General features: G+C 59.9%; 15 protein-coding genes, 1 tRNA gene and 3 pseudogenes. 11 read left to right on the plus strand and 8 right to left on the minus strand.

Going from position 1 to position 23,118, the window contains the following annotated elements:
• The first annotated feature begins 106 nt into the window (after positions 1-106).
• From R1A29_RS08935 to R1A29_RS08960, 6 genes are all read left to right on the plus strand, one after another.
• Positions 107-1,444 carry a lysine N(6)-hydroxylase/L-ornithine N(5)-oxygenase family protein gene (locus R1A29_RS08935; RefSeq protein WP_248744214.1) on the plus strand — a complete coding sequence of 446 codons (1,338 nt, stop codon included), beginning with the start codon at positions 107-109 and terminating at the stop codon, positions 1,442-1,444.
• 514 nt (positions 1,445-1,958) lie between these two features.
• Entirely contained in the window at positions 1,959-4,658 is a 2,700-nt protein-coding gene (mgtA, locus tag R1A29_RS08940) for a magnesium-translocating P-type ATPase (RefSeq protein ID WP_438301199.1), read from the plus strand.
• Positions 4,659-4,711: 53 nt separating this feature from the next.
• On the plus strand, positions 4,712-5,428 hold the full coding sequence (locus tag R1A29_RS08945; RefSeq protein WP_438301200.1) for an MgtC/SapB family protein: 717 nt from the start codon (positions 4,712-4,714) through the stop codon (positions 5,426-5,428).
• 145 nt (positions 5,429-5,573) lie between these two features.
• A complete protein-coding gene (locus tag R1A29_RS08950) occupies positions 5,574-5,993 on the plus strand; it encodes a chemotaxis protein CheY (RefSeq protein ID WP_438301201.1) in 420 nt (139 codons plus the stop codon).
• 155 nt (positions 5,994-6,148) lie between these two features.
• On the plus strand, positions 6,149-6,775 hold the full coding sequence (locus tag R1A29_RS08955; RefSeq protein WP_438301202.1) for a response regulator: 627 nt from the start codon (positions 6,149-6,151) through the stop codon (positions 6,773-6,775).
• 11 nt (positions 6,776-6,786) lie between these two features.
• Positions 6,787-10,008, plus strand: coding sequence for an ATP-binding protein (locus R1A29_RS08960; protein WP_438301203.1), 3,222 nt, complete (start codon positions 6,787-6,789; stop codon positions 10,006-10,008).
• Positions 10,009-10,012: 4 nt separating this feature from the next.
• On the opposite strand, the gene dkgB is transcribed toward R1A29_RS08960, so the two are convergent.
• Entirely contained in the window at positions 10,013-10,816 is an 804-nt protein-coding gene (gene dkgB, locus R1A29_RS08965; RefSeq protein WP_438301204.1) for a 2,5-didehydrogluconate reductase DkgB, read from the minus strand.
• A gap of 219 nt (positions 10,817-11,035) precedes the next feature.
• Here dkgB and R1A29_RS08970 point away from each other — a divergent pair, with 219 nt between their 5' ends.
• Both R1A29_RS08970 and R1A29_RS08975 read left to right on the plus strand, forming a co-directional pair.
• Positions 11,036-11,902, plus strand: a complete 867-nt coding sequence (locus R1A29_RS08970; RefSeq protein WP_438301205.1) for a pirin family protein — start codon at positions 11,036-11,038, stop codon at positions 11,900-11,902.
• Positions 11,903-12,049: 147 nt separating this feature from the next.
• Complete coding sequence (locus R1A29_RS08975; RefSeq protein WP_119427468.1) at positions 12,050-13,492, plus strand: mechanosensitive ion channel family protein; 1,443 nt, start codon at positions 12,050-12,052, stop codon at positions 13,490-13,492.
• A 6-nt stretch (positions 13,493-13,498) separates the two neighbouring features.
• Here R1A29_RS08975 and R1A29_RS08980 read toward each other — a convergent pair whose 3' ends face one another.
• Positions 13,499-14,086, minus strand: a complete 588-nt coding sequence (locus tag R1A29_RS08980) for a GNAT family N-acetyltransferase (protein ID WP_438301206.1) — start codon at positions 14,084-14,086, stop codon at positions 13,499-13,501.
• A 183-nt stretch (positions 14,087-14,269) separates the two neighbouring features.
• Here R1A29_RS08980 and R1A29_RS08985 point away from each other — a divergent pair, with 183 nt between their 5' ends.
• Positions 14,270-15,097 carry an arylamine N-acetyltransferase family protein gene (locus R1A29_RS08985; protein ID WP_438301207.1) on the plus strand — a complete coding sequence of 276 codons (828 nt, stop codon included), beginning with the start codon at positions 14,270-14,272 and terminating at the stop codon, positions 15,095-15,097.
• 3 nt (positions 15,098-15,100) lie between these two features.
• Here R1A29_RS08985 and R1A29_RS08990 read toward each other — a convergent pair whose 3' ends face one another.
• Both R1A29_RS08990 and R1A29_RS08995 read right to left on the minus strand, forming a co-directional pair.
• On the minus strand, positions 15,101-15,430 hold the full coding sequence (locus tag R1A29_RS08990) for a BrnA antitoxin family protein (RefSeq protein ID WP_438301208.1): 330 nt from the start codon (positions 15,428-15,430) through the stop codon (positions 15,101-15,103).
• 27 nt (positions 15,431-15,457) lie between these two features.
• Positions 15,458-15,718, minus strand: a pseudogene (locus R1A29_RS08995) (BrnT family toxin).
• A 254-nt stretch (positions 15,719-15,972) separates the two neighbouring features.
• Here R1A29_RS08995 and R1A29_RS09000 point away from each other — a divergent pair.
• Positions 15,973-17,492, plus strand: a pseudogene (locus tag R1A29_RS09000) (nucleobase:cation symporter-2 family protein).
• Between the two features lie 123 nt (positions 17,493-17,615).
• Here the strand turns inward: R1A29_RS09000 and R1A29_RS09005 are convergent.
• From R1A29_RS09005 to R1A29_RS09015, 3 genes are all read right to left on the minus strand, one after another.
• Positions 17,616-17,691 (minus strand) — tRNA-Asn (locus R1A29_RS09005).
• Between the two features lie 70 nt (positions 17,692-17,761).
• Complete coding sequence (locus R1A29_RS09010) at positions 17,762-17,962, minus strand: hypothetical protein (protein ID WP_065257405.1); 201 nt, start codon at positions 17,960-17,962, stop codon at positions 17,762-17,764.
• A 113-nt stretch (positions 17,963-18,075) separates the two neighbouring features.
• Positions 18,076-19,272: an amino acid aminotransferase gene (locus tag R1A29_RS09015; protein ID WP_085711985.1), complete on the minus strand. Its 1,197-nt coding sequence runs from the start codon at positions 19,270-19,272 to the stop codon at positions 18,076-18,078.
• 336 nt (positions 19,273-19,608) lie between these two features.
• Here R1A29_RS09015 and uvrB point away from each other — a divergent pair, with 336 nt between their 5' ends.
• Positions 19,609-21,624, plus strand: a complete 2,016-nt coding sequence (gene uvrB, locus R1A29_RS09020) for an excinuclease ABC subunit UvrB (RefSeq protein WP_085711986.1) — start codon at positions 19,609-19,611, stop codon at positions 21,622-21,624.
• A gap of 6 nt (positions 21,625-21,630) precedes the next feature.
• Here the strand turns inward: uvrB and R1A29_RS09025 are convergent.
• A pseudogene (locus R1A29_RS09025) lies at positions 21,631-23,110 on the minus strand (MDR family MFS transporter).
• Positions 23,111-23,118: the final 8 nt, after the last annotated feature.

The following is a 23,118-nucleotide window of genomic DNA, read 5'->3' on the forward strand; positions in this document are numbered from 1 at the left end:
GTCCTCGTTCCTACTCAACAGACGACCTGCTGTCCTGCTCAGGGCCGGCCGGTCACCCAAGCTCTTCCTCCGCGCTGTTCGGGGGTTCATCCAGAGGACACTGGAAATGACACAGGCAATTGCATCGCCCATCGTTCACGACCTGATCGGCGTCGGTTTCGGCCCTTCGAACCTGGCGTTGGCCATCGCTCTGCAGGAGCGAGCCCCGACCCTGGGCGAGCTGGATGTGCTGTTTCTCGACAAGCAACCGACCTACAGCTGGCACGGCAATACGCTGTCGACCCAGAGCGAGCTGCAGATTTCGTTCCTCAAGGATCTGGTGACCCTGCGCAATCCGACCAGCCCGTACTCGTTCGTTAATTACCTCAAGCACCACGGCCGTCTGGTGGACTTCATCAACCTCGGCACCTTCTACCCGTGCCGCATGGAGTACAACGACTACCTGCGCTGGGTCGCCGCGCAGTTCACCGAGCAGAGCCGCTACGGCGAAGAAGTGCTGACCATCGAGCCGGTGCTGCACAACCATCAGGTTGAAGCGCTGCGGGTGATTTCCCGTGGCACCGACGGCCAGCAATTCGTGCGCACCGCCCGCTCGGTGGTGGTCAGCGCCGGTGGTACGCCGCGTATTCCTGAATCCTTCAAGGCGCTCAAGGGCGATGCCCGGGTATTCCACCACTCGCAATACCTGGCCGAGATGGCCAAGCAACCGTGCGTCAACAACCAGCCGATGAGCATCGCAATCATCGGCGGCGGCCAGAGCGCGGCGGAAGCCTTCATCGATCTGAACGATTCGTTCCCGTCGGTGCAGGTCGACATGATCCTGCGCGGCTCGGCGCTGAAGCCGGCGGACGACAGCCCGTTCGTCAACGAAGTGTTCTCGCCGGAATTCACCGACCTGATCTTCCAGCAGAAGAGCAGCGAGCGTGAGCGTCTGGTCAACGAGTACCACAACACCAACTACTCGGTGGTGGACATCGACCTGATCGAGCGCATCTACGGCATCTTCTACCGCCAGAAAGTCTCCGGCGTTGCCCGTCACGCGTTCCGCACCCTGACCACTGTCGAGAAAGCCACCGCTACCGAACGCGGCATCGAACTGGCGGTGCGCAACAACGCCACGGGTGAAGTTACCGTCCGCGTCTACGACGCCGTGGTGCTGGCCACCGGTTACGAGCGTCAGATGCACCGCAAACTGCTGGCGCCGCTGGAAGAGTACCTGGGCGACTTCGAGGTCGATCGCAACTACAAACTGATCACTGACGAGCGCTGCAAGGCCGGTCTGTACATGCAGGGCTTCTGCCAGGCCAGCCACGGCCTGAGCGATACGCTGCTGTCGATCCTGCCGATCCGCGCGGACGAAATTGCCGGCTCGCTGTATGAGCATGGCAAGAACCGCGGGCACAGCCGTTCGGTGATGGATTTGTTGCTGGCGACTGCCAGCTGATGACTTCCTGATGACTTCCTGATGACTTCCTGATGACTCCCGCGCCGAGCGCGGGAGTCGTTTCCGGGCCAATCCTGAACCCTTCCTGAATGGCCCTGCATTTGCCCGACTCACTTTCTTTTGCGGGTTTACTCTCCAGGCATCGGGGCGTAAGCTTCGCGCGTTTTCATCAATAGCGGAGACCCACAGTGGGTACTTGTTCGAGTGACAGTTGTCGGCCGGTCCTTGTAACCGGCAGATTCTCGGCAAGATAACGCGCATTCCTTTGTGCCGTTGTCTCGCCGAACAGCGAGCAGCGGCATCCCGATCATGGTCAGCTGAGACCATGTCCCGACGTCCTTCTCATCGACGCTGAAAAGAGCGTGGTTTCGACTTCATTGTCGCAATCGCAGCCCTATCGACACGCCTGTCTTTTTTGACCGGCGCGCCAACCCTTGCCGTGCCGAATTTTCGGTGCAAGAGGGCTGGACGTACCTGCTTGACGGTTTCCCGGCTGACCATAGGGGCAACAGCCATGAAACTTACGCTCAAGGAATTTTTCGCAGGCTTCCTGCGTACACGCCACATCGCCCGGCACTTCCGTCGCCTGGCGTTGCTGGAAACCCTCAAAGACACCACGGTCAGCCGTGAGGTGCCGCCCACTCTGGCCAATACGCTGGTGGACGCTGCCCATTGCGACAGCGGCGTGCTCCTGTCGAATCTGGGCACGCACACCGACGGTCTCACGGACTTTGAAGTCGACGCACTTCGGGCGCAGCACGGCCTCAACGAAGTCGAGCACGAGCAACCGCTGCCGTGGTGGACCCACTTGTGGCACTGCTACAAAAACCCGTTCAATCTCTTGCTGACCTTGTTGGCGGTGATCTCGTGGGTGACCGACGACCTGAAAGCCGCCACCGTGATCTTCTCCATGGTGGTGCTCTCGACCCTGCTGCGCTTCTGGCAGGAAAGCAAATCCAATCAGGCCGCCGATGCGCTCAAGGCCATGGTGAGCAACACCGCCACGGTGATGCGCCGGGACGAGCCGCGTATCGAACTGCCGATCAAGCAACTGGTGCCGGGCGATCTGATCGTGCTCTCGGCCGGCGACATGATTCCCGCCGATTGCCGGGTGCTCAGTGCCAAGGATCTGTTCGTCAGCCAGGCCGCGATGACCGGCGAATCGATGCCGGTAGAGAAGTTTCCTCGTCAGGCGGACCGCGACACGCGCAACCCGCTGGAGCTGGACAACATCCTGTTCATGGGCACCAACGTGGTGTCCGGCACGGCGGTGGCGGTGATTCTCACTACCGGCAACAGCACCTATTTCGGCGCGCTGGCGCTGCGGGTCGGGGCAACCGATCGGGCGGTGACTTCGTTCCAGCAAGGGGTGAACAAAGTCAGCTGGCTGTTGATCCGCTTCATGTTCGTCATGGCGCCGCTGGTGCTGTTCATCAACGGTTTCACCAAGGGCGACTGGACCGAAGCGCTGTTGTTCGCACTGTCGATCGCCGTGGGCCTGACCCCGGAAATGCTGCCGATGATCGTCACCTCGACCCTGGCCAAGGGCGCGGTGTTCCTGTCGCGCAAGAAAGTCATCGTCAAACGCCTGGATGCGATCCAGAACTTCGGCGCCATGGACGTGCTGTGCACCGACAAGACCGGCACGTTGACCCAGGACAAGATCTTCCTGGCGCGCAATGTCGACGTCTGGGGCGAAGACTCCGACGACGTGCTGGAAATGGCCTATCTGAACAGCTACTACCAGACCGGCCTGAAAAACCTGCTCGACGTGGCGGTACTGGAACACGTGGAGGTCCACCGTGAACTGAAGGTCGGCACGGCATATCGCAAGGTCGACGAGATCCCGTTCGACTTCAATCGCCGGCGCATGTCGGTGGTGGTCGAAGGCCACGGCCAACCGCATCAGTTGATCTGCAAAGGCGCGGTGGAGGAAGTGTTGTCGGTGTGCACCCGGGTTCGTCACGGTGAAGTCGACGAAGCCTTGAGCGATGAATTGCTGGCGAGAATTCGTCAGGTCACAGCAGCATTCAACGCTGAAGGCTTGCGCGTGGTCGCGGTGGCGGCACGGTCGATGCCGGAAGGTCGCGATACTTACAGCCTGGGCGACGAGCAGGAACTGACGCTGATCGGTTATGTGGCATTCCTCGATCCACCGAAGGAAAGCACCGCGCCGGCACTCAAGGCGCTGGCCGAGCACGGCGTGGCCGTGAAAGTGCTGACCGGTGACAACGAGCTGGTGACTGCCAAGATCTGCCGCGAAGTGGGCCTGGCGCAGCAAGGCCTGTTGATGGGCAACGACATCGAACGCATGAGCGACGCGCAACTGGCGGTGGCCGTTGAAACCACCAACGTGTTCGCCAAACTGACGCCAACCCACAAGGAGCGCATCGTGCGCATCCTCAAGGGCAACGGCCACGTGGTCGGATTCATGGGTGACGGCATCAACGACGCACCGGCATTGCGCACCGCGGACATCGGTATTTCCGTGGACAGTGCGGTGGACATCGCCAAGGAAGCGGCCGACATCATCCTGCTGGAAAAGAGCCTGATGGTGCTGGAGGAGGGCGTGCTGGAAGGGCGCCGTACCTTCGCCAACATGCTGAAGTACATCAAGATGACCGCCAGCTCGAACTTCGGCAACGTGTTCTCGGTGCTGGTGGCCAGTGCGTTCATTCCGTTCCTGCCGATGCTGCCGATGCACCTGCTGGTGCAGAACCTGCTGTATGACATTTCGCAGATCGCGATCCCGTTCGACAACGTCGACGACGAAATGCTGAAACAGCCGCAACGCTGGCAGCCAGGGGATGTGGGGCGCTTCATGCTGTTCTTCGGCCCGATCAGTTCGATCTTCGACATCACAACGTTCGCCTTGATGTGGTACGTGTTTGATGCCAATACCCCGGATCACCAGACCCTGTTCCAGTCCGGCTGGTTCGTGGTGGGGCTGCTGACCCAGACGCTGATCGTGCACATGATCCGCACGCCGAAGATTCCGTTCCTGCAGAGCCGCGCGGCCATGCCGCTGCTGGTGATGACCGGAATCATCATGGCCGTGGGTATCTTCCTGCCGATGGGGCCGCTGGCGCACTACTTCAAACTGCAGGCGCTGCCGTCGATGTACTTCGTGTTCCTGCCGGTGATCCTGCTGGCGTATATGGCACTGACTCAGGCCGTTAAAGGCTTCTACATCCGTCGGTTCGGCTGGCAGTAACAGGAATGATTCCCCCTTGTGGGAGCAAGGGGGGCGGTTTCAAGGAGTTCAACATGCAAGCCATCAACAACATCAACCTCACTTCGCTGCTCGACACCCTGGTCAGCCTCAGCGCGGCGTTCATTCTTGGCGGCCTGATCGGTTTCGAGCGCCAGTACCGGCAACGCACGGCAGGCCTGCGCACCAACGTGCTGGTGGCGGTCGGCGCGGCGATTTTCGTCGATATGGCCAATCGTCTCGGCGGGGCTGAAGGTGCAGTGCGGGTGGTCGCCTACGTGGTGTCCGGGATCGGCTTTCTTGGCGCCGGTGTGATCATGCGCGAAGAGGGCAATGTGCGCGGCCTCAACACCGCCGCCACACTCTGGACCTCGGCAGCGGTCGGCGCCTGTGCCGGCGCCGACCTGCTGGCCGAAGCCGTGCTCGGCACTTTGTTCGTGCTCGCCGCCAATACCTTGCTGCGACCGATCGTCAACAACATCAACCGCCAGCCGCTGGATGTGGTTTCGGCGGAAGTTACCAACATCGTCTACGTGATCGCCCGGCGCTCGCAGCAGACCGCAGTGTTCGCCTTGCTTGAGGCCGAGCTCGAACGCAGCAACTACCCGGCCAGTGACGTCGATGTACACGCCTTTGGTGCCGACGAAATCGAGATCGAAGCCACGCTCGCAACGACCTCGGTGGACGGTGATGAACTGGACGCGCTGGTGAAGCGGATTTCAACGTCGAACCTGGTGGTACAGGCGTTCTGGAGCCCGAGTACCACGGAATAAAGTTTCGAATTCCCGTCGTCGGGCAATGGCATGGGTAGCCGTCAATCCGGATGAGTGACGGTTATTTTCGGAATAGTCCTACAGAGCATGCCTCGATGCTTGGGTAGTCTTGCCGCCACTTGAAGCGACTGGCGGGACTTCCACGATGGCCGACAAAACCTTGCGCATTTTGATCGCCGACACCCGGCACTTTCACCGGATGAAGATCGAGCGGATGTTCAATGCCCTCGATTACTACCGCATCGCACCGGTGCAGAACTTCACCGAACTGCTGACACTGATCGATTACGGCTGCGAGCCGTTCGATGTGCTGGTGACCGACTCTCAACTGGCAGGCGGAATGCCGGATCTGCACGGATTCCTGTTCGATCTGGCGCAGGTCCGGCATGCACTGGTCTATGGCGAAGCGCTGAACTCATCGGAGGTTCCCGGATACTTTCGGCCAAAGATCACCACCTGCGACGCCGCGCTGCCCTCAATGAGCGCCATCACACAGTTGATGGCGTCGGTGGAGGCTTCCCGGGTGCGTTCATCGCCTGTGTGCCCGGCAAAATCCCTTGCGTGATGGCGCGCCAAATCACAGATCGCCCGATGGCGCAACTGTCAGGTCTGACAGGTGTTTCGCCATGCGTCCCGTGCAACAGTTGTAGCGCAGCTACCCGTCGTCCCGTTCCTACAGGATCGGTGACGTCATCGTCATGTATTCGCCCGGGAGTGGTCATGGATTCAGCATTGATCGTCGACGATCACCCGGTGGTTGTCGGTGCCGTCAGAATGGTTCTGGAGTCACTGGGCTATAAACCGATTCATGTCGCTTCGAGTGGCGTCGACGTGGTGCCGATGATCCGTGCCCACACGCCGACATTGATCGTGCTCGATCTGAAGCTCAAGGGCATGGGAGGGCTTGAAGTGCTGGACCGGATCAACGCCCTCGGGATGATCTGCAAAATCGTGATTTTTTCATCGGCCGACCCGAACAACTACCTGGTGCGTTGCCGACGTGCAGGTGCAATGGCCTTTGTGGCCAAGTCTGCCGAGTTGCAGCAGTTGCAGAGTGCGATCAAGGCTGTCCGGTCCGGTTACAGCTATTTTCAGGAATTGCCGGATATCAACGCAGGGCAACCTGATGTGCACAGTGACGAGCGACAGCAGATCGAAGGATTGTCCAATCGCGAGTTACACATTCTCGTGCAATTGGCGCATGGGAAGCCCAACAAGGACATCGCCCAGGAGATGAACCTGAGTCACAAAACCATCAGTACCTACAAGACTCGCCTGATGCTCAAGCTCGGGGTCAGCTCACTGGTGGTGTTGCGCGAGTTCGCCAGACGCAACCATCTGCTCTGAGAGGCTGCCCGATGATGAGGCCGCTGCGATGCATTCTTCTGATGATCTTCCTTTTGGCAAACGCGGTGCAGGCATCCGGTGCTGCGCAAAAACTGGAAATCATCTCTCGCACCCGGCTGGAGGGCGTGCAGGTACGCCTCGACGAGCAGGATCGCCAGTGGCTCAGGGCACACCCGGTATTGCGCATCGGCGCCTCCGGGCCGGACTATCCTCCCTTTGAATTGACCCGCAACCGGCATGAACTGGAAGGTCTCACGGCCGAGTACGCCGACGCGATCGCACAAGTGCTGAATGTCCGGATCGAGGTCTGGTGCTACCCAGACCGCGAAAGTGCCATGGCCGCGCTCAAGGCCGGCGAACTGGACTTGCTGGGCACCTCGAACAACTATGAGATTGCCGATCCCGAGCTGATGCTGTCTCGCGCCTATGCCGAAGATCAGCCGATGTGGGTGACCCGGCTCGACGATCCGTTGCCCGATGATCTGGCAGGCAAGCGCATCGCCATGGTGGATGATTACCTGCCGGTTTCGACCATCCAGAAGGCTTACCCGCAAGCCACCTTGCAGCGCTATCGCTCGATTCTCGATGCCCTCGGCGCCGTGGCATTCGGACGGGATGACCTGTACCTCGGCGATTTCATCAGTGCCAGTTACCTGATCAACATCAACTTCCACAACGACCTGCAGCTGGCCGGCCCTTCGGGCCTTGACGCCAACCCGTTCGCCTTTGCCCTGACTCGCAGCAACACACGCTTGAAACGACTGGTCGACAAGGCCCTGCTGGCCATTCCCATGGAGCAACGCCTGGCCATGGAACTGCGCTGGAGTGCCGGGCGTGCGGACATGACGGGACAGGCGCGGGTAAGTCTGAGCAGCAGTGAACAGGCGTGGCTCGACCGGCATCCGAGCGTACGTGTCGGTGCGATCGAGGATTTCGCCCCGTTGACGTTCTTTGATGCCGAGGGAAAAGTGCAGGGGCTTGCGGCGCAGTTGTTGAGCCTGATCAGTCAGCGCAGCGGCCTGAAGTTCGAGATCGTACGGGGGCAGTCACTGGACCGACAGATCGAACAATTGAAGGCCGGGGAACTTGATCTGCTGCCGGTGGTGACACCCAGCAGCGAGCGTGAACTCGAAATGCGTTTTTCCCGAGCCTATCTGAACAATCCGTTCGTCCTGGTCAGCGGGGTATCGGCGTCGGGTGTTAGAACCCTGGACGACATGGCCGGCAAACGGCTTGCGATCTATCGCGGTCACCCGTTGCGCGATTATCTGCTGGAGCGAGTACCGCAGCTCAGATTGGTCGAAGTACCAAGCCCGGCAGCCGGGATGGAAGCGATTGTCAGCGGACAGGCCGATGCCACACTGAGCTCGTTGATGGTGGCGCGTTATCTGATCTCCCGTCAGTACCGGGGGCGTACCCGGATAGTCGGTACGGTGGGGGACCAGCCCGCGCGGATTGCGTTGGCCACCGCACCGGATGCCGTGGTGTTGCATTCGATTCTGAACAAGGCGCTGCTGAGCATTGCCCCGAAGGAACTCGACGATCTGGTCGAGCGCTGGGGCCGTGACGCGGTTGCCGATGACAGTTACTGGCAGCGCCATCGACGGGAGATCCTGCTTGGATTCGCCGGTGCGTCCGGGCTGTTGCTGCTGGCGTTGGGCTGGATCGCCTTTCAGCGTCGGCAGATTCGCCAGCGCCAGCAATGGCTGCTTCAACTGCAGGAGGCCAAGGACGCGGCGGATGACGCCAACCCGGCCAAGAGCACCTTTCTGGCAGTCATGAGCCACGAAATCCGTACGCCCATGAATGCCCTGCTGGGCATGCTGGAACTGGCGCTCAAGCATGCCAATGAGGGCGTGACCGACCGTGGGGCCATCCAGGTGGCGTCCACGGCGGGGCAGCAACTGCTGGCATTGATCGGCGATATTCTCGATATCGCCCGCATCGAATCCGGTCATCTGTCGCTGGCTCCCGAACGCACCCATCTGCGTGAGACGGTGTTGTCGGTGTGCCGGATTTTCGAAGGAGTGGCGCACCAAAAGCAGTTGTCGTGGCATGTCGAGCTGGATGAGCGCAGCAATGTCGAGGTGATGCTCGACGCCCTGCGTTTCAAGCAGGTGTTGTCGAATCTGTTGAGCAACGCGATCAAGTTTACCGATGAAGGCGACGTGAGCCTGCGATTGCGAGTGTTCGCCGAGCGGGACGGGTTACTGGAAATAGGTGTAGTCATTGAGGACAGCGGCCGGGGCATCAGCGCCGAGGATCAGCAACGCTTGTTCAGCCCGTTCGTGCAGGTTGGCAGTCAGCCAATGTCGGCCCGCAGCGGTTCCGGTCTGGGGCTGGTGATCAGCCGCAGCCTGTGCCGGATGATGGGCGGCGACTTGTGGATGACCAGCGAACCCGGACGAGGCACACAAGTCATGCTGCGTCTGGTACTGCCCGTGCTGGAGTCGCAGGGTCAGGAGGACGTTACGACGCCGACAGTGACGGCGGCAAAGGCGCTGGACGTATTGGTGGTGGACGACCATCCGGTGAATCGTCTGCTGCTGTGTCGGCAGTTGAGCGAGCTCGGGCATCGCTTTGTCGATATCGGGAGTAGTGAACAGGCGCTGGATCTGTGGCGTGGTCAATCTTTCGATGCACTGATCACCGACATCAACTTGCCCGGGCTCAACGGTTACGACCTGGCGCGAGCGATTCGCGAAGAAGAGAAGGCGGCGGGCAGGGCGCCTTGTCTGATTCTGGGGTATACCGCCAATGCACAGCTGGAGGAAAAGCAGCGATGTCTGGCTGCCGGAATGGATGATTGCCTGTTCAAACCGGTTCTGCTGCGGGAACTGAGCCTGGCGCTGATGACCGCAGAGCCCGACAAAATGCAGGTCGAAGGAGTGAAGGAGCAGGTATTGCCCGGGTTCGATCTGGATTCGCTATTGCAACTGGCGGGAGCGGACAACCCGCTTATCGGGCAGTTGCGCGAGGAGGTGCTGAGCAGTCTGCGTATCGACCTGGAGCGTCTGGAGGAATCAGGGCGGGAAGGTGATCGTGCAGGTCTGAAGGATCTGGCACATCACATCACAGGCGGGGCGCATGTGATCGGTGCCGAGCGCGTGGTTTCGGCGTGTCGGATACTTGAACAGGCCTGCGGGGACGGTGAGCCCGAAGCCGCATTGAATGTTGCTATCGAATTGCTGCGCGTGGCCATGCACGACCTCGCGCAGCAACTTCAGGCCTGAGCGGTCAATCCCACTGCGGCGCGATGCCTTGGGGGCTGGTCAGGCGCTGGCCACGCTCCAGTGAGTCGATCAACGCCATATCAGCGTCGCTCAGCGTCAGCGCGGTGGCGCCGAGGTTACTTTGCAGGTTGGCGCGCTTGGTCGAAGACGGAATCACCGCGTAACCCGATTGCATCGCCCACGCCAGAGTGACCTGCGCCGGAGTGGCTTGCAGACGCTTGGCGATTTCGACAACCAGTGGATCTTTCAGCACTTCGCCATAGGCCAGGGTCATGTACGAGGTGATCTGGATACCCTGGCTCTGTGCAAATTCCACGACCTTGCGGTTTTGCAGGTACGGGTGCAGCTCGATCTGGTTGGTAGCGATGTTGTCTGCACCCACTGCTGCGATGGCTTGTTTCATCAGGTCGATGGTGAAGTTGGATACACCGATCTGGCGGGTCAGGCCCAGGCGTTTGGCTTCCAGCAGAGCGCCCATGAACTCTTCCACCGGCACCTGATCTTCCGGCGACGGCCAATGGATCAGCGTCAGGTCGAGGTAGTCGGTCTGCAGCTTTTGCAGGCTTTCCTTGAGGCTCTCGATCAAGCGATCCCCGGCAAAGTTGGCGATCCAGATCTTGCTGGTGATGAACAGTTCTTCGCGGGCGATGCCGCTGGCAGCGATGGCCTGGCCGACTTCGGCTTCGTTCTCGTAGATCTGGGCGGTGTCGATGACCCGGTAACCCAGCTCGAGGGCGGTGCTCACCGAATCAATGACCACCTGACCTTGCAGGCGAAACGTACCAAGACCAAAAGCGGGAACAGACATGCATGACTCCAGGGTTGCAGTGGGAATGGACGGAGTATCCGCTGCTGCTTCCTTGAGAAAAACCGCTGTCGGGGCAAAGTACTGTTGACTGAAAGTCACGAATCGCTGCGATGGGGATCGTTCCATCAATAGAACGATGAGGACGGTTTTGGCTGACTAGTGCTAAATACGTGGCGAATTTATGATCACTCCATGATCAACCTCAATTCGGAGCCCACCATGAAAAACCTCATCGGTATCTATACCAGCCCTCGCGGCCACTGGGTCGGCGATGGGTTTCCGGTTCGCACACTGTTTTCCTACGACAACCTGGGCAAGTACATCAGCCCGTTCCTGCTGCTTGACCATGCAGGTCCTGCGCATTTCACCCCGACCAGTGAACGACGTGGGGTGGGTCAGCACCCGCACCGTGGTTTCGAAACCGTCACCATCGTTTATGACGGCGAAGTGGAGCATCGCGATTCCACGGGCAGCGGTGGCAAGATCGGCCCCGGCGATGTGCAGTGGATGACCGCTGCTTCCGGAATCCTGCACGAGGAGTTTCATTCGACAGATTTCGCCCGGACAGGTGGGACGCTGGAAATGGTGCAGTTGTGGGTCAACCTGCCGGCCAAAGACAAAATGGCCGACCCGGGTTACCAGACGATTCTCGACAGCGATATCCCGAACGTCGCCCTCCGGGACGGTGCCGGCAACCTGCGTCTGATCGCGGGTGAATTCGACGGTCACAAGGGGCCTTCCCGGACCTTTACGCCCATCGACGTCTGGGACCTGCGCCTGAATGCCGGCAAGTTGTTGACGCTGGAGCTGCACGAAGGCCGCAACACTGCGCTGGTGGTGCTGCGTGGCTCGGTCCGGATCAACGGCGAGGAGTCGGCGGGCGTAGGGCAACTGGCGTTGTTCGAGCGTGAGGGTGACCGCCTGACGCTTGAGGCCAGCGAGGACGCGATGGTGTTGCTGCTCAGTGGCGAACCGATCGATGAGCCGATCGTCGGTCACGGCCCGTTCGTGATGAATACCGAGCAGGAAATTCACCAGGCGTTCGTTGATTTCCAGTCTGGCCGGTTCGGACGGATGCCCGCGTAGATCGATATTGTGGGAGCCAGTTTGCTGGCTCCCACAGCTTTATTTCAGAAGCGTCTTCAATAGCCCTTATCCCGCCAAATCAATTGCTCCTACACTAAGCCCAATCTGTGCGATCTTCTCGCGATTGACCTCTGTCGGAGTTGTTTGATGCTGTCACTGCTGACTGAACATCCGTTGTTCTGCGCGTTGATCCTGATCCTGCTCGACCTGGGTTTGTGGCGCCTGATCAGTTCCCACGGCAGCGAATGGAAGCTGCTGGTGCGGGTACTGATTTTCAGCCTGTTCAGCGTGCTGCTGTTCAACGAAGGCCTCAATCCGATGGAGCCGGCGCCGTGGGCCGACAACGTGCCGCTGCATCTGGCGGCAACCGGGTTGCAGATCGGCTGGTGGCTGTTTGGCGCGCGCACGCTGACGGTGTTGATCGGTGCGGTGATGATGCAGCGGGTCGGCCACACCGGGCGGCTGTTGCAGGATCTACTCGGCGCGGTGATTTTCCTGATCGCCATCATTGCGGCGCTGGCCTATGTGCTGGACCTGCCGGTCAAGGGCGTGCTGGCCACGTCCGGAGCACTGGCGATCATCGTCGGTCTGGCGTTGCAGAGCACCCTGAGCGATGTGTTCTCCGGGATCGTCCTGAACACCACCAAGCCCTATCAACTCGATGACTGGATTTCCATCGACGGCACGGAAGGGCGGGTCACCGACATCGACTGGCGCGCCACGCGCCTGCAAACCTCACAGGGCAGCATGGCGGTGATTCCCAACTCGCTGGCGGCCAAGGCCAAGATCATCAACTTCAGCCGCCCGAGCAATATGTTCGGTGTTGCCGTGAGTGTGCAGGTCAGCCCCCATGCGCGGCCGAACTCAGTGATCGACGCCCTGGAGAGGGCGATGCAGGGCTGTCGCCCATTGCTGGACAACCCGGCGCCAAGCGTCGCGCTGAAGAGTTCCAGCAGTGCCGGTGCGGAATATGAAATCAGTGGTTTCGTGGCGTCGATGAGCGAGAAGCGCGCAGTGCGCAATCAGTTGTTCGATCTGGCTTTCCGGCATCTGCAAGCGTCCGGAGTCAATCTGCTGTCGAGCGATGAACCCGCCGCCCCGGCCCATCTCTCACGGCCTCGGGCGCTGCTCGATAGCTCGCCGATCTTCTCCACCCTGCGTCAGGAAGAAAAAGAGACCTTCAGCCAGAACATGGCTCTGCAAACCTTCCGTGCCGGCGAGATCATTCTGGCGGGCGGGGAGGTCAGCGATCATTTGTTCATCATTGAGTCCGGTGTGGTTTCGGTTACCTTGAACCGGCACGGCGTACCGTTCGAATCAGGACGCATGGGGCCTGGGGAAGTGATCGGCGAGGCCGGGATCCTTTCCGATACCTCGTTGCCGGCCGACTTTTCCGCCAAGACGTTCTGCGCCCTGTACCGCATCGAGAAGTCGTATCTCAAGCCTTGCCTGGATGCCCGTCATGACATCAACGATGCAATGAAGGCGCTGCTGGATTTCCGCCTGCTCAAGGCGCAGGCGCTGACTCAGGAAACGCCGGTAGCCGTGCCGAAAAGAGGCTTCCTGCAGTGGCTGCGCCATCGCGCCTGAGCCGAATCAGCGGCGTTCGTATCCGGCGAGTTTCTGTTCGAGGTTCAAGCGCACCTGCGGCCATTCGTCATCAATGATGCTGAAGCGCACCGAGTTGCGCTTGCGGCCGTCAGGCATGATCCGTTCGTGTCGCACGATGCCTTCCTGCTGCGCGCCCAGACGCAGGATTGCATGGCGTGATTTCTGGTTGTTTTCGTCGGTGGTGAATTGCACGCGCACGCAATCAAGTACCTCGAAGGCGTGGCGTAGCATCAGGTACTTGGCTTCGGTGTTGACGAAGGTTTTCTGGAAGCGCGCCGAGATCCAGCTGCTGCCGATCTCCAGCTTGCGATTGAGCGGATCTATCTTCCAGAAACGGGTCGAGCCGATCACCTCGCCGGTTTCCTTCAATACGATCGCAAACGGCATGACCGTGCCTGCCTCACGCCCGTCGAGGGCCTTTTTCAGATAGCTGTTTACGGTGGTCGCCGACGGCACCACGGTGACGGTGAGGTTCCATAACTCGCCGTCGGCAGCGGCGTGGAGCAGGGCGTCGGCATCGGTGTATTGGAGAGGGCGCAGGAGGATGCCCTGGCCTTCCAGTGTGATGTGCATGGTGCGTGGCTCTCGGCAGTTCGGGCGAGGGCTTATTACGCCGCATCGGGCGGCGTCGTTGCAACCGTGGGTTCTGGCGGCAAGGCCGATTGGTGAAATCAATTGTCGATTCAATGCCCTGATCCCGTATACATGGCGACCATCGGCGGAACGATCCGCGTCTCCATGCATAAGGACCGAGCAATGAGCGAGCCACGCCTGACGAATCTGAAACAGTATCTGCAACGGTTGGGGTTCGACACGCCGCCGGCTCCGACCCTTGAGACCCTGCGTCTGTTGCAGTTGCGTCATACCGGCGCCTTTCCCTTCGAGAATCTGTCGACGCTCAGCGGCGAACCTGTATTGATTGATCTGCCGTCAATCCAGCGCAAGGTTCTGGACGATGCCCGTGGCGGTTACTGCTACGAGCTCAATAATCTGTTTCTGGCCTTGCTGCTGGAGCTGGGGTTCGATGCGCGGGGCATCAGCGGCCGAGTGGTCATGAATCAGCCCGAAGGCAGCTGGACGGCGCGTACTCACCGCCTGAGTCTGGTGACCCTCGACGGCGTGCGATACATCACCGATGTCGGCTTCGGCGGCATGGTGCCGACCGCACCGCTGATTCTGGATACCGAAGCCGAGCAATCCACGCCGCACGAACCCTATCGCATCGAAGTGCAAGCCGATGGCTACATGCTGCGGGCCAGAGTCGCCGGCGAATGGCGGCCGATGTATCTGTTCGACCTGCAACGGCAGGAAGACATCGATTACACCCTTGGCAACTGGTACGTCTCGACGCACCCGGACTCACCGTTCGCCCAGCGCCTGATGGTCGCGCGTACGGGCGACGGCTGGCGGCGCACGTTGAACAACGGCAGTTTCGCGATCCACCGCATTGGTGCCGAGAGCGAGCGGCGCGAGGTGACAGATGTCGATGAACTGATCGAATTGCTGGAGCGGGAGTTCGGCCTGCGCTTGCCGCACCAGCCTGGTGCGCGTGTGGCGCTGGCGCGCTTGATTCAGCCGAACTGAAACCTATGGTTTTACATCCGGCTCCAGTACTCGCCGGATTTCGTTCACGGCCGCCGACAGTTTTTTCTCAAGGCTCTTGAGGTCGGTGGCGGTGATGCCTTTCTTGAATTGACCGATGGAATGCTCGAGTTCATCGGCTGTGGCACGGCCGTCGAGCAGCGCATGGCGCAGGGTGTTGTTGATTACCGTCTGATAGCCATACCCCTCGCTTTCAGCGACCCCGCGCGCGGCCTCGATGACCGCGTCATCGAGCATGATGGTGATGCGGGACTTGCCCTTGTTGGAGGCAACAGCGCCGCGTTTACCTTGGCTGAAATCGTACTCATCCTTCATTGATCAAGTCTCCGGAAAGTATTGGCGTCACTCGCTGGGTGTTGCGCTGCGCGCGGAAATGATTCGAACAATATTCGGCTCCCGATAGCTGTAAACAACGACCAGCAAACGTCCCTTGGCGTCGGTGCCGAGTGTGATCCAGCGTTGTTCGTCATGGTCGTTGTCTTCAATCGTCAGTGCTCATTCGTCGTAGAAGACCGGTTCGGCCTCGGCGAGGCTGATTCCTCTGTGCTTGAGTTTGTTGGCAGCATTCTTGCTTTTGTCGAACTGAATCTTGAATGACTTCATTATGCATACTTTATATGTATAAAAAAGAGCGCGGCCGCACCGTCGGTCGCCATGAACACTTCAGCCTAGGTCGATAAAACGTGGGGTCAGTTAACGATGTGTTGCCGGATTTGTGGGGGATGGAAGCGGCGGGATAGAAGGTTGGGTGGCTACCTATCCATAATGTGACTGATAAGTTGTATACAACTCTATGGACATTTGTCACGAGTATTGAATACAGTGTGCGCATAACAAAAACCAGGGAACCCCCCACCATGAAAACGCCCCATGTTTCACACCAACGGCCCGAGGACGAAAACCTCGGGGTCGGCGCGAATATGGCTTACGGCCTGCAACATGTTCTGACCATGTATGGCGGTATCGTCGCGGTGCCGCTGATCATCGGTCAGGCCGCCGGGTTGTCGCCGGCGGACATTGGTCTGTTGATTGCTGCTTCATTGTTTGCGGGGGGCTGGCCACGTTGCTGCAAACCCTGGGTCTACCGTTTTTCGGATGTCAGTTGCCGCTGGTGCAGGGCGTGTCGTTCTCCGGTGTTGCCACGATGGTGGCGATTGTCAGCAGTGGCGGGGAGGGCGGCTTTCAGTCGGTGCTCGGGGCGGTGATTGCCGCGTCGTTGATCGGCTTGCTGATCACGCCGGTGTTCTCGCGCATCACCAAGTTCTTTCCACCGCTGGTTACCGGCATCGTGATTACCACCATCGGCCTGACGCTGATGCCGGTGGCCGCACGCTGGGCAATGGGTGGCAACAGCCACGCTCCGGACTTCGGCAGCATGCAGAACATCGGACTGGCGGCGGTCACGCTGGTGCTGGTGCTGCTGCTGAGCAAGGTCGGCAGCTCCACCATCTCGCGTCTGTCGATCCTGTTGGCCATGGTGATCGGCACGGTGCTGGCGGTGTTTCTCGGCATGGCGGACTTCTCCAGCGTCACCCAGGGCCCGATGTTCGGCTTCCCGGCACCGTTCCATTTCGGCATGCCGACCTTCCACTTTGCTGCGATTCTGTCGATGTGCATCGTGGTCATGGTGACCCTGGTGGAAACTTCGGCGGACATCCTGGCGGTCGGTGAAATCATCGGCACCAAGGTCGACTCCAAGCGTCTGGGCAACGGCCTGCGGGCAGACATGCTGTCGAGCATGTTTGCACCGATCTTCGGCTCGTTCACCCAGAGCGCCTTCGCCCAGAACGTCGGGCTGGTGGCGGTGACCGGGATCAAGAGCCGTTATGTGGTGGCGACCGGCGGTATCTTCCTGGTGATCCTTGGTCTGCTGCCGTTCATGGGCCGGGTCATCGCAGCAGTGCCGACTTCGGTACTGGGCGGCGCCGGTATCGTGCTGTTCGGCACCGTGGCGGCGAGTGGCATCCGCACGCTGTCCAAGGTCGATTACCGCAACAACGTCAACCTGATCATCGTTGCGACCTCGATCGGTTTCGGCATGATCCCGATTGCCGCGCCGAACTTCTACGATCACTTCCCGAGCTGGTTCGCGACCATTTTCCATTCGGGTATCAGTTCGTCGGCGATCATGGCGATCCTGCTGAACCTGGCGTTCAACCACTTCACGGCGGGCAACTCGGATCAGCAGTCGGTGTTCGCGGCGGCAGAAGAGCGGACCCTGCGTTATCGGGATCTGGCGGCGCTGCGTGAAGGTGATTACTTCAGCGACGGCAAGCTGCATGACTGCGACGGCAATGAAGTGCCGGTGATCGATCCGGATTCGGATCACGGTCATGGCGCACCGAAAGTGCATGCCAAGAGCAGCGAGCACGTCTGACCGCTGCTTTGAAACAAAAAAGGGCCGATCAGTTGAGAAACTGATCGGCCCTTTTTTATGGCACGCACTTTTTCAACGCCCACAAAAAAGCCCCTGAATCTTGCGATTCAGGGGCTCTGTATTTGGCTCCACAACCTGGACTCGAACCAGGGACCCAGTGATTAACAGTCACTTGCTCTACCAACTGAGCTATTGCGGAATTGGTGCGTATGTTACTGATTTAAAAAGACTAGTCAAGCTTTGCCGGATATTTTTTTGCTGAACGGTTTTCAGCCGCCGAATGTAAAGGTGCCCATCAGCAGTTTGGCGTACAACGCTGTGGCCGCCAGTTGCACCAGCCAAAGGGCCAGTCCCCCGAGAAACACGCCGGCCGCCACTTGCAGTACCAGGCTCTTTTCGCGTTTGCCCGAGGTGCGAGGCGGATAGTAGTCCAGCTCATCGCGGTCGGCGCGCAGGTCATCGTTTTTCATGTCGGCTCTCTGAAATATCGTCTGTGTGCAGTCTAGAGGGTGTTGCGGCTTTTCTTCAGACAAATAAAAAAACGGGAAGCCCGAAAGCTTCCCGTTTTCAGTGCTGCGCCGGATCAGATGACCTGAACGATGGCGTCCGTCACGACTTCGATGTTGCTCTGGTTCAGCGCGGCGACGCAGATGCGGCCGGTGTCCAGGGCGTAGATGCCGAACTCGTTGCGCAGGCGGTGAACCTGCTCGGTGGTCAGGCCGGAGTAGGAGAACATGCCACGCTGACGACCGACGAAGCTGAAGTCACGCTGCGGGGCTTTCTTCGCCAGCAGAGCAACCATCTGCTCGCGCATGCCGCGAATGCGCAGGCGCATTTCAGCCAGTTCGGCTTCCCACTGGGCGCGCAGTTCCGGGCTGTTCAACACAGCGGCGACAACGCTTGCACCGTGAGTCGGCGGGTTGGAGTAGTTGGTGCGGATCACGCGCTTGACCTGAGACAGAACGCGGGCGCTTTCTTCTTTCGATTCGCTGACGATCGACAGCGCGCCGACGCGCTCGCCGTACAGCGAGAACGACTTGGAGAAGGAACTCGACACGAAGAAGGTCAGGCCGGACTCGGCGAACAGACGCACGGCAGCGGCGTCTTCGGCGATGCCGTCACCGAAACCCTGGTAAGCCATGTCGAGGAACGGCACGTGACCTTTGGCCTTGACCGCTTCCAGCACGTTGTTCCAGTCCGCCGGGCTCAGGTCGACGCCGGTCGGGTTGTGGCAGCAAGCGTGCAGCACGATGATCGAGCCGTTCGGCAGGGCGTTGAGGTCTTCGAGCAGGCCGGCACGGTTTACGTCGTGGGTGGCGGCGTCGTAGTAACGGTAGTTCTGCACCGGGAAACCGGCGGTTTCGAACAGCGCGCGGTGGTTTTCCCAGCTCGGGTCGCTGATTGCCACAACGGCATTCGGCAGCAGTTGCTTGAGGAAGTCGGCACCGATTTTCAGTGCGCCGGTCCCGCCGACGGCCTGAGTGGTGACCACGCGGCCAGCGGCCAGCAGTGGCGAATCATTGCCGAACAGCAGCTTTTGCACGGCCTGGTCGTAGGCAGCAATGCCGTCGATTGGCAGGTAGCCACGGGAGGCGTGCTGAGCAGCGCGAATGGTTTCGGCTTCGATAACGGCGCGCAGGAGTGGAATTCGCCCCTCTTCGTTGCAGTACACACCCACCCCGAGGTTGACCTTATTGGTCCGGGTATCGGCGTTGAATGCTTCGTTGAGGCCCAGGATTGGATCGCGGGGTGCCATTTCGACAGCGGAGAACAGGCTCATTTTTACGGCAGCTCTAATGGAGAGTGGAGGGACGTGTGGCGCTCCAGCCGAATGCACTAGAGCGGTGCACAAACGGGGAGCTAGTATAGAGGCCATCATCGATCAATGGCGACAGGCGAATCGGGTTTTCAGGTAAGTTTTTCCGATTATTTCTCGACCGTTAGTCGAATGGACTTGTCGGAGACTTTACCGGATGTAGGACGTTTGCCTTGAAAGGCGAGGCAATCGGCTCCACATTCAGCACAATCTTCGTTTTTCCTTGCGCGACATCGGTCGTTTGCGGTCTTTCTCGTGGTGCTGCGGTTTGCCGCCGGCGTCGCGATTCCAGAGGTGTTTATGTCTGAATTCCAGCTCGTCACCCGATTCGACCCTGCCGGCGATCAGCCTGAAGCCATTCGCCAGATGGTCGAGGGCATTGAAGCCGGGCTGGCGCACCAGACCCTGCTCGGTGTGACCGGTTCGGGCAAGACCTTCAGCATCGCCAACGTGATTGCCCAGGTGCAGCGTCCGACCCTGGTGCTGGCGCCGAACAAGACCCTGGCCGCGCAGCTTTACGGCGAGTTCAAGTCGTTCTTCCCGAACAACGCCGTCGAGTACTTCGTTTCCTACTACGACTACTACCAGCCCGAAGCCTATGTGCCGTCGTCCGACACCTTCATCGAGAAGGATGCGTCGATCAACGACCACATCGAGCAGATGCGTCTGTCCGCGACCAAGGCATTGCTCGAGCGCAAGGATGCGATCATCGTCACCACGGTGTCGTGCATCTACGGTCTGGGCAGCCCGGAAACCTATTTGAAAATGGTCTTGCACGTCGATCGCGGCGACAAGCTCGATCAGCGCGCGCTGGTACGGCGTCTGGCCGACCTGCAATACACCCGAAACGACATGGATTTCGCCCGTGCGACGTTCCGGGTGCGCGGCGACGTGATCGACATCTATCCGGCCGAATCCGACCTCGAAGCGATCCGCATCGAGTTGTTCGATGATGAAGTCGAAAGCATTTCCGCATTTGACCCGTTGACCGGCGAGGTCATCCGCAAGCTGCCGCGCTTCACGTTCTATCCGAAGAGCCACTACGTGACGCCCCGGGAAACCCTGCTCGATGCCATCGAGGGGATCAAGGTCGAGTTGCAGGAACGTCTGGAATACCTGCGCAACAACAACAAACTGGTCGAAGCCCAGCGTCTGGAGCAACGTACCCGGTTCGACCTGGAGATGATCCTCGAGCTCGGTTACTGCAACGGCATCGAAAACTACTCGCGCTACCTGTCCGGGCGTCCGGCCGGTGCGGCGCCGCCAACCCTCTACGACTACCTGCCGGCCGACGCCTTGCTGGTAATCGACGAATCCCACGTCAGCGTGCCGCAGGTCGGCGCGATGTATAAGGGCGACCGTTCGCGTAAAGAAACGCTGGTGGAATACGGCTTCCGCCTGCCATCGGCGCTGGACAACCGGCCAATGCGCTTCGACGAGTGGGAAGGGGTGAGCCCGCAGACGATTTTCGTCTCGGCCACACCCGGCAACTACGAAGCCGAACACGCCGGACGAGTGATCGAACAGGTTGTGCGCCCGACCGGTCTGGTCGATCCGCAAGTGGAAGTGCGCCCGGCGCTGACTCAGGTCGACGATCTGCTCTCGGAAATCACCAAGCGCGTGGCGTTGGAAGAGCGGGTGCTGGTCACCACGCTGACCAAGCGCATGGCCGAGGACCTGACCGATTACCTGGCCGATCACGGCGTGCGCGTGCGTTATCTGCACTCGGACATTGACACCGTCGAACGGGTGGAAATCATCCGCGACCTGCGCCTCGGCACTTTCGATGTATTGGTGGGGATCAACCTGCTGCGTGAAGGTCTGGACATGCCTGAAGTGTCGCTGGTGGCGATTCTCGATGCGGACAAGGAAGGCTTTCTGCGTTCCGAGCGTTCGTTGATCCAGACCATCGGCCGTGCGGCACGTAACCTCAATGGCCGGGCGATTCTCTACGCAGACCGCATTACCGGCTCGATGGAGCGGGCGATTGGCGAAACCGAGCGCCGTCGTGACAAACAGATCGCCTTCAACCTGGCCAACGGCATCACGCCGAAGGGCGTGTTCAAGGACGTCGCCGACATCATGGAAGGCGCCACCGTGCCCGGTTCACGCAGCAAGAAGCGCAAAGGCATGGCCAAGGCCGCCGAAGAAAACGCCAAGTACGAAGCGGAATTGCGTTCGCCAAGCGAGATCACCAAACGCATCCGCCAACTGGAAGAGAAGATGTACCAGTTGGCCCGCGACCTGGAATTCGAAGCGGCGGCGCAGATGCGCGACGAGATTGCGAAAATGCGCGAGCGGCTTTTGGCAGTCTGATTCGAGTCAGTGTGCCTCGCCGGCCTTCAGGCCGGCGGGCAGCTTCTTGGTCAGCAAGATCGCCAGCATGCTGATCCCCAGCGCAATCCCGACAAAATGAAAGGCATCGTTGTAGGCCATGATCAGCGCCTGCTGATGGACGATGTCACTCAATTTCCCCAGCGCCGCCGTGTCACTGCCAAAGCGATCGGTCATCGACGCCAGGCGTTCGGCCACCTGCGGATTGGTCGGCACCACCGCTTCGCGCAAATAATCGAAGTAAGTCTTGGTGCGAGCATCCAGCAACGTCGCGAGCAGGGCGATGCCGATGGCGCCGCCGAGGTTGCGCAGGATGTTGAACAGGCTCGACGCCGACCCCGCATCCTGCGGCAGGATATAAGCCGTGGCGATCAGCGAAATGGTCACCATGATCAACGGCTGGCCGAGGGCGCGGATGATCTGGATCTGGTTGAACTGCGGCCCGGCAAAGTCCGGGTTGAGCACGCCGGATGAAAAACTCGCCAGCCCGAACAGACCGAACCCCAAGGTACACAGCCATTTCGGCGACACGAATTTCATCAGCTTCGGCACCAGCGGAATCAGGAACAGCTGTGGCACGCCCATCCACATGATCACTTCGCCGATCTGCAGGGCGTTGTAATTCTGGATCTGCGCCAGATACAGCGGCAGCAGATAGATCGAGCCGTACAGCCCGACGCCCATGCCCAGGCTGGAAATGCTCGACAGCCCAAAGTTGCGATTGCGCAGGATGCCGAGGTTGATCAGCGGGTTGGGCTTTGAAATCTGCACGATCACGAAGGTGATCAGGCTTAGCAGGGCAATGCTGCCCAGTGTCACGATCAGGCTCGATTCCAGCCAGTCCTTGCGATGACCTTCTTCAAGAAACACCTGCAGGCAACCAAGGCCGATGCCCAGTGTGAGAATGCCGGTGTAATCGGTGCTTTTCAGCAGTTCCCAGTGCGCTTCTTTCTTCTCCAGGCCGTACATCAGACCGGCGATCATGATCAGCCCCGGCGGCACGTTGATATAGAAGATGTACTCCCAGCCCCAGTTTTCCGTGAGCCAGCCGCCGAGGGTCGGGCCGATGGACGGGGCGAAAGTGGCGGTCATGGCAAACATCGCCATGCCTTTGGCACGGTGGTGCTCGGGGAGTTTGATCAGGGTCAGGGTGAAGGCCAGCGGGATCAGCGCGCCACCGGTGAAACCCTGCATGGCGCGAAACACGATCATGCTGTCTCAGGCTCCAGGCCATCGAACACAGCAAGGACGAAATCAGAAACCCCAGCGAGACCCACACCGCCAGCCTTCGCGCCGATAGCAACTGCACCAGCCACGCGGTCAGCGGGATCATGATGATTTCCGCCACCAGGTACGAGGTGGAAATCCACGAGCCTTCTTCCAGGGTCGCCGACAGGGCGCCCTGAATGTCCTTGAGCGACGAGTTGGTGATCTGGATATCGAGCACCGCCATGAAGGCGCCGAGCATGACACTCA

The organism is Pseudomonas sp. NMS19W (assembly GCF_051554255.1).
Lineage (GTDB): Bacteria > Pseudomonadota > Gammaproteobacteria > Pseudomonadales > Pseudomonadaceae > Aquipseudomonas > Aquipseudomonas kribbensis.

What these genes read in the sequence shown, in the direction of transcription:
- dkgB (WP_438301204.1), bottom strand. Translation starts at nt 10,816, where the DNA reads ATGTCTGTTCCCGCTTTTGGTCTTGGTACGTTTCGCCTGCAAGGTCAG.
- R1A29_RS08960 (WP_438301203.1), top strand. Translation starts at nt 6,787, where the DNA reads ATGATGAGGCCGCTGCGATGCATTCTTCTGATGATCTTCCTTTTGGCA.
- R1A29_RS08975 (WP_119427468.1), top strand. Translation starts at nt 12,050, where the DNA reads ATGCTGTCACTGCTGACTGAACATCCGTTGTTCTGCGCGTTGATCCTG.
- R1A29_RS09015 (WP_085711985.1), bottom strand. Translation starts at nt 19,272, where the DNA reads ATGAGCCTGTTCTCCGCTGTCGAAATGGCACCCCGCGATCCAATCCTG.
- uvrB (WP_085711986.1), top strand. Translation starts at nt 19,609, where the DNA reads ATGTCTGAATTCCAGCTCGTCACCCGATTCGACCCTGCCGGCGATCAG.
- R1A29_RS08955 (WP_438301202.1), top strand. Translation starts at nt 6,149, where the DNA reads ATGGATTCAGCATTGATCGTCGACGATCACCCGGTGGTTGTCGGTGCC.
- mgtA (WP_438301199.1), top strand. Translation starts at nt 1,959, where the DNA reads ATGAAACTTACGCTCAAGGAATTTTTCGCAGGCTTCCTGCGTACACGC.
- R1A29_RS08990 (WP_438301208.1), bottom strand. Translation starts at nt 15,430, where the DNA reads ATGAAGGATGAGTACGATTTCAGCCAAGGTAAACGCGGCGCTGTTGCC.
- R1A29_RS09010 (WP_065257405.1), bottom strand. Translation starts at nt 17,962, where the DNA reads ATGAAAAACGATGACCTGCGCGCCGACCGCGATGAGCTGGACTACTAT.
- R1A29_RS08985 (WP_438301207.1), top strand. Translation starts at nt 14,270, where the DNA reads ATGAGCGAGCCACGCCTGACGAATCTGAAACAGTATCTGCAACGGTTG.
- R1A29_RS08970 (WP_438301205.1), top strand. Translation starts at nt 11,036, where the DNA reads ATGAAAAACCTCATCGGTATCTATACCAGCCCTCGCGGCCACTGGGTC.
- R1A29_RS08945 (WP_438301200.1), top strand. Translation starts at nt 4,712, where the DNA reads ATGCAAGCCATCAACAACATCAACCTCACTTCGCTGCTCGACACCCTG.
- R1A29_RS08950 (WP_438301201.1), top strand. Translation starts at nt 5,574, where the DNA reads ATGGCCGACAAAACCTTGCGCATTTTGATCGCCGACACCCGGCACTTT.
- R1A29_RS08935 (WP_248744214.1), top strand. Translation starts at nt 107, where the DNA reads ATGACACAGGCAATTGCATCGCCCATCGTTCACGACCTGATCGGCGTC.
- R1A29_RS08980 (WP_438301206.1), bottom strand. Translation starts at nt 14,086, where the DNA reads ATGCACATCACACTGGAAGGCCAGGGCATCCTCCTGCGCCCTCTCCAA.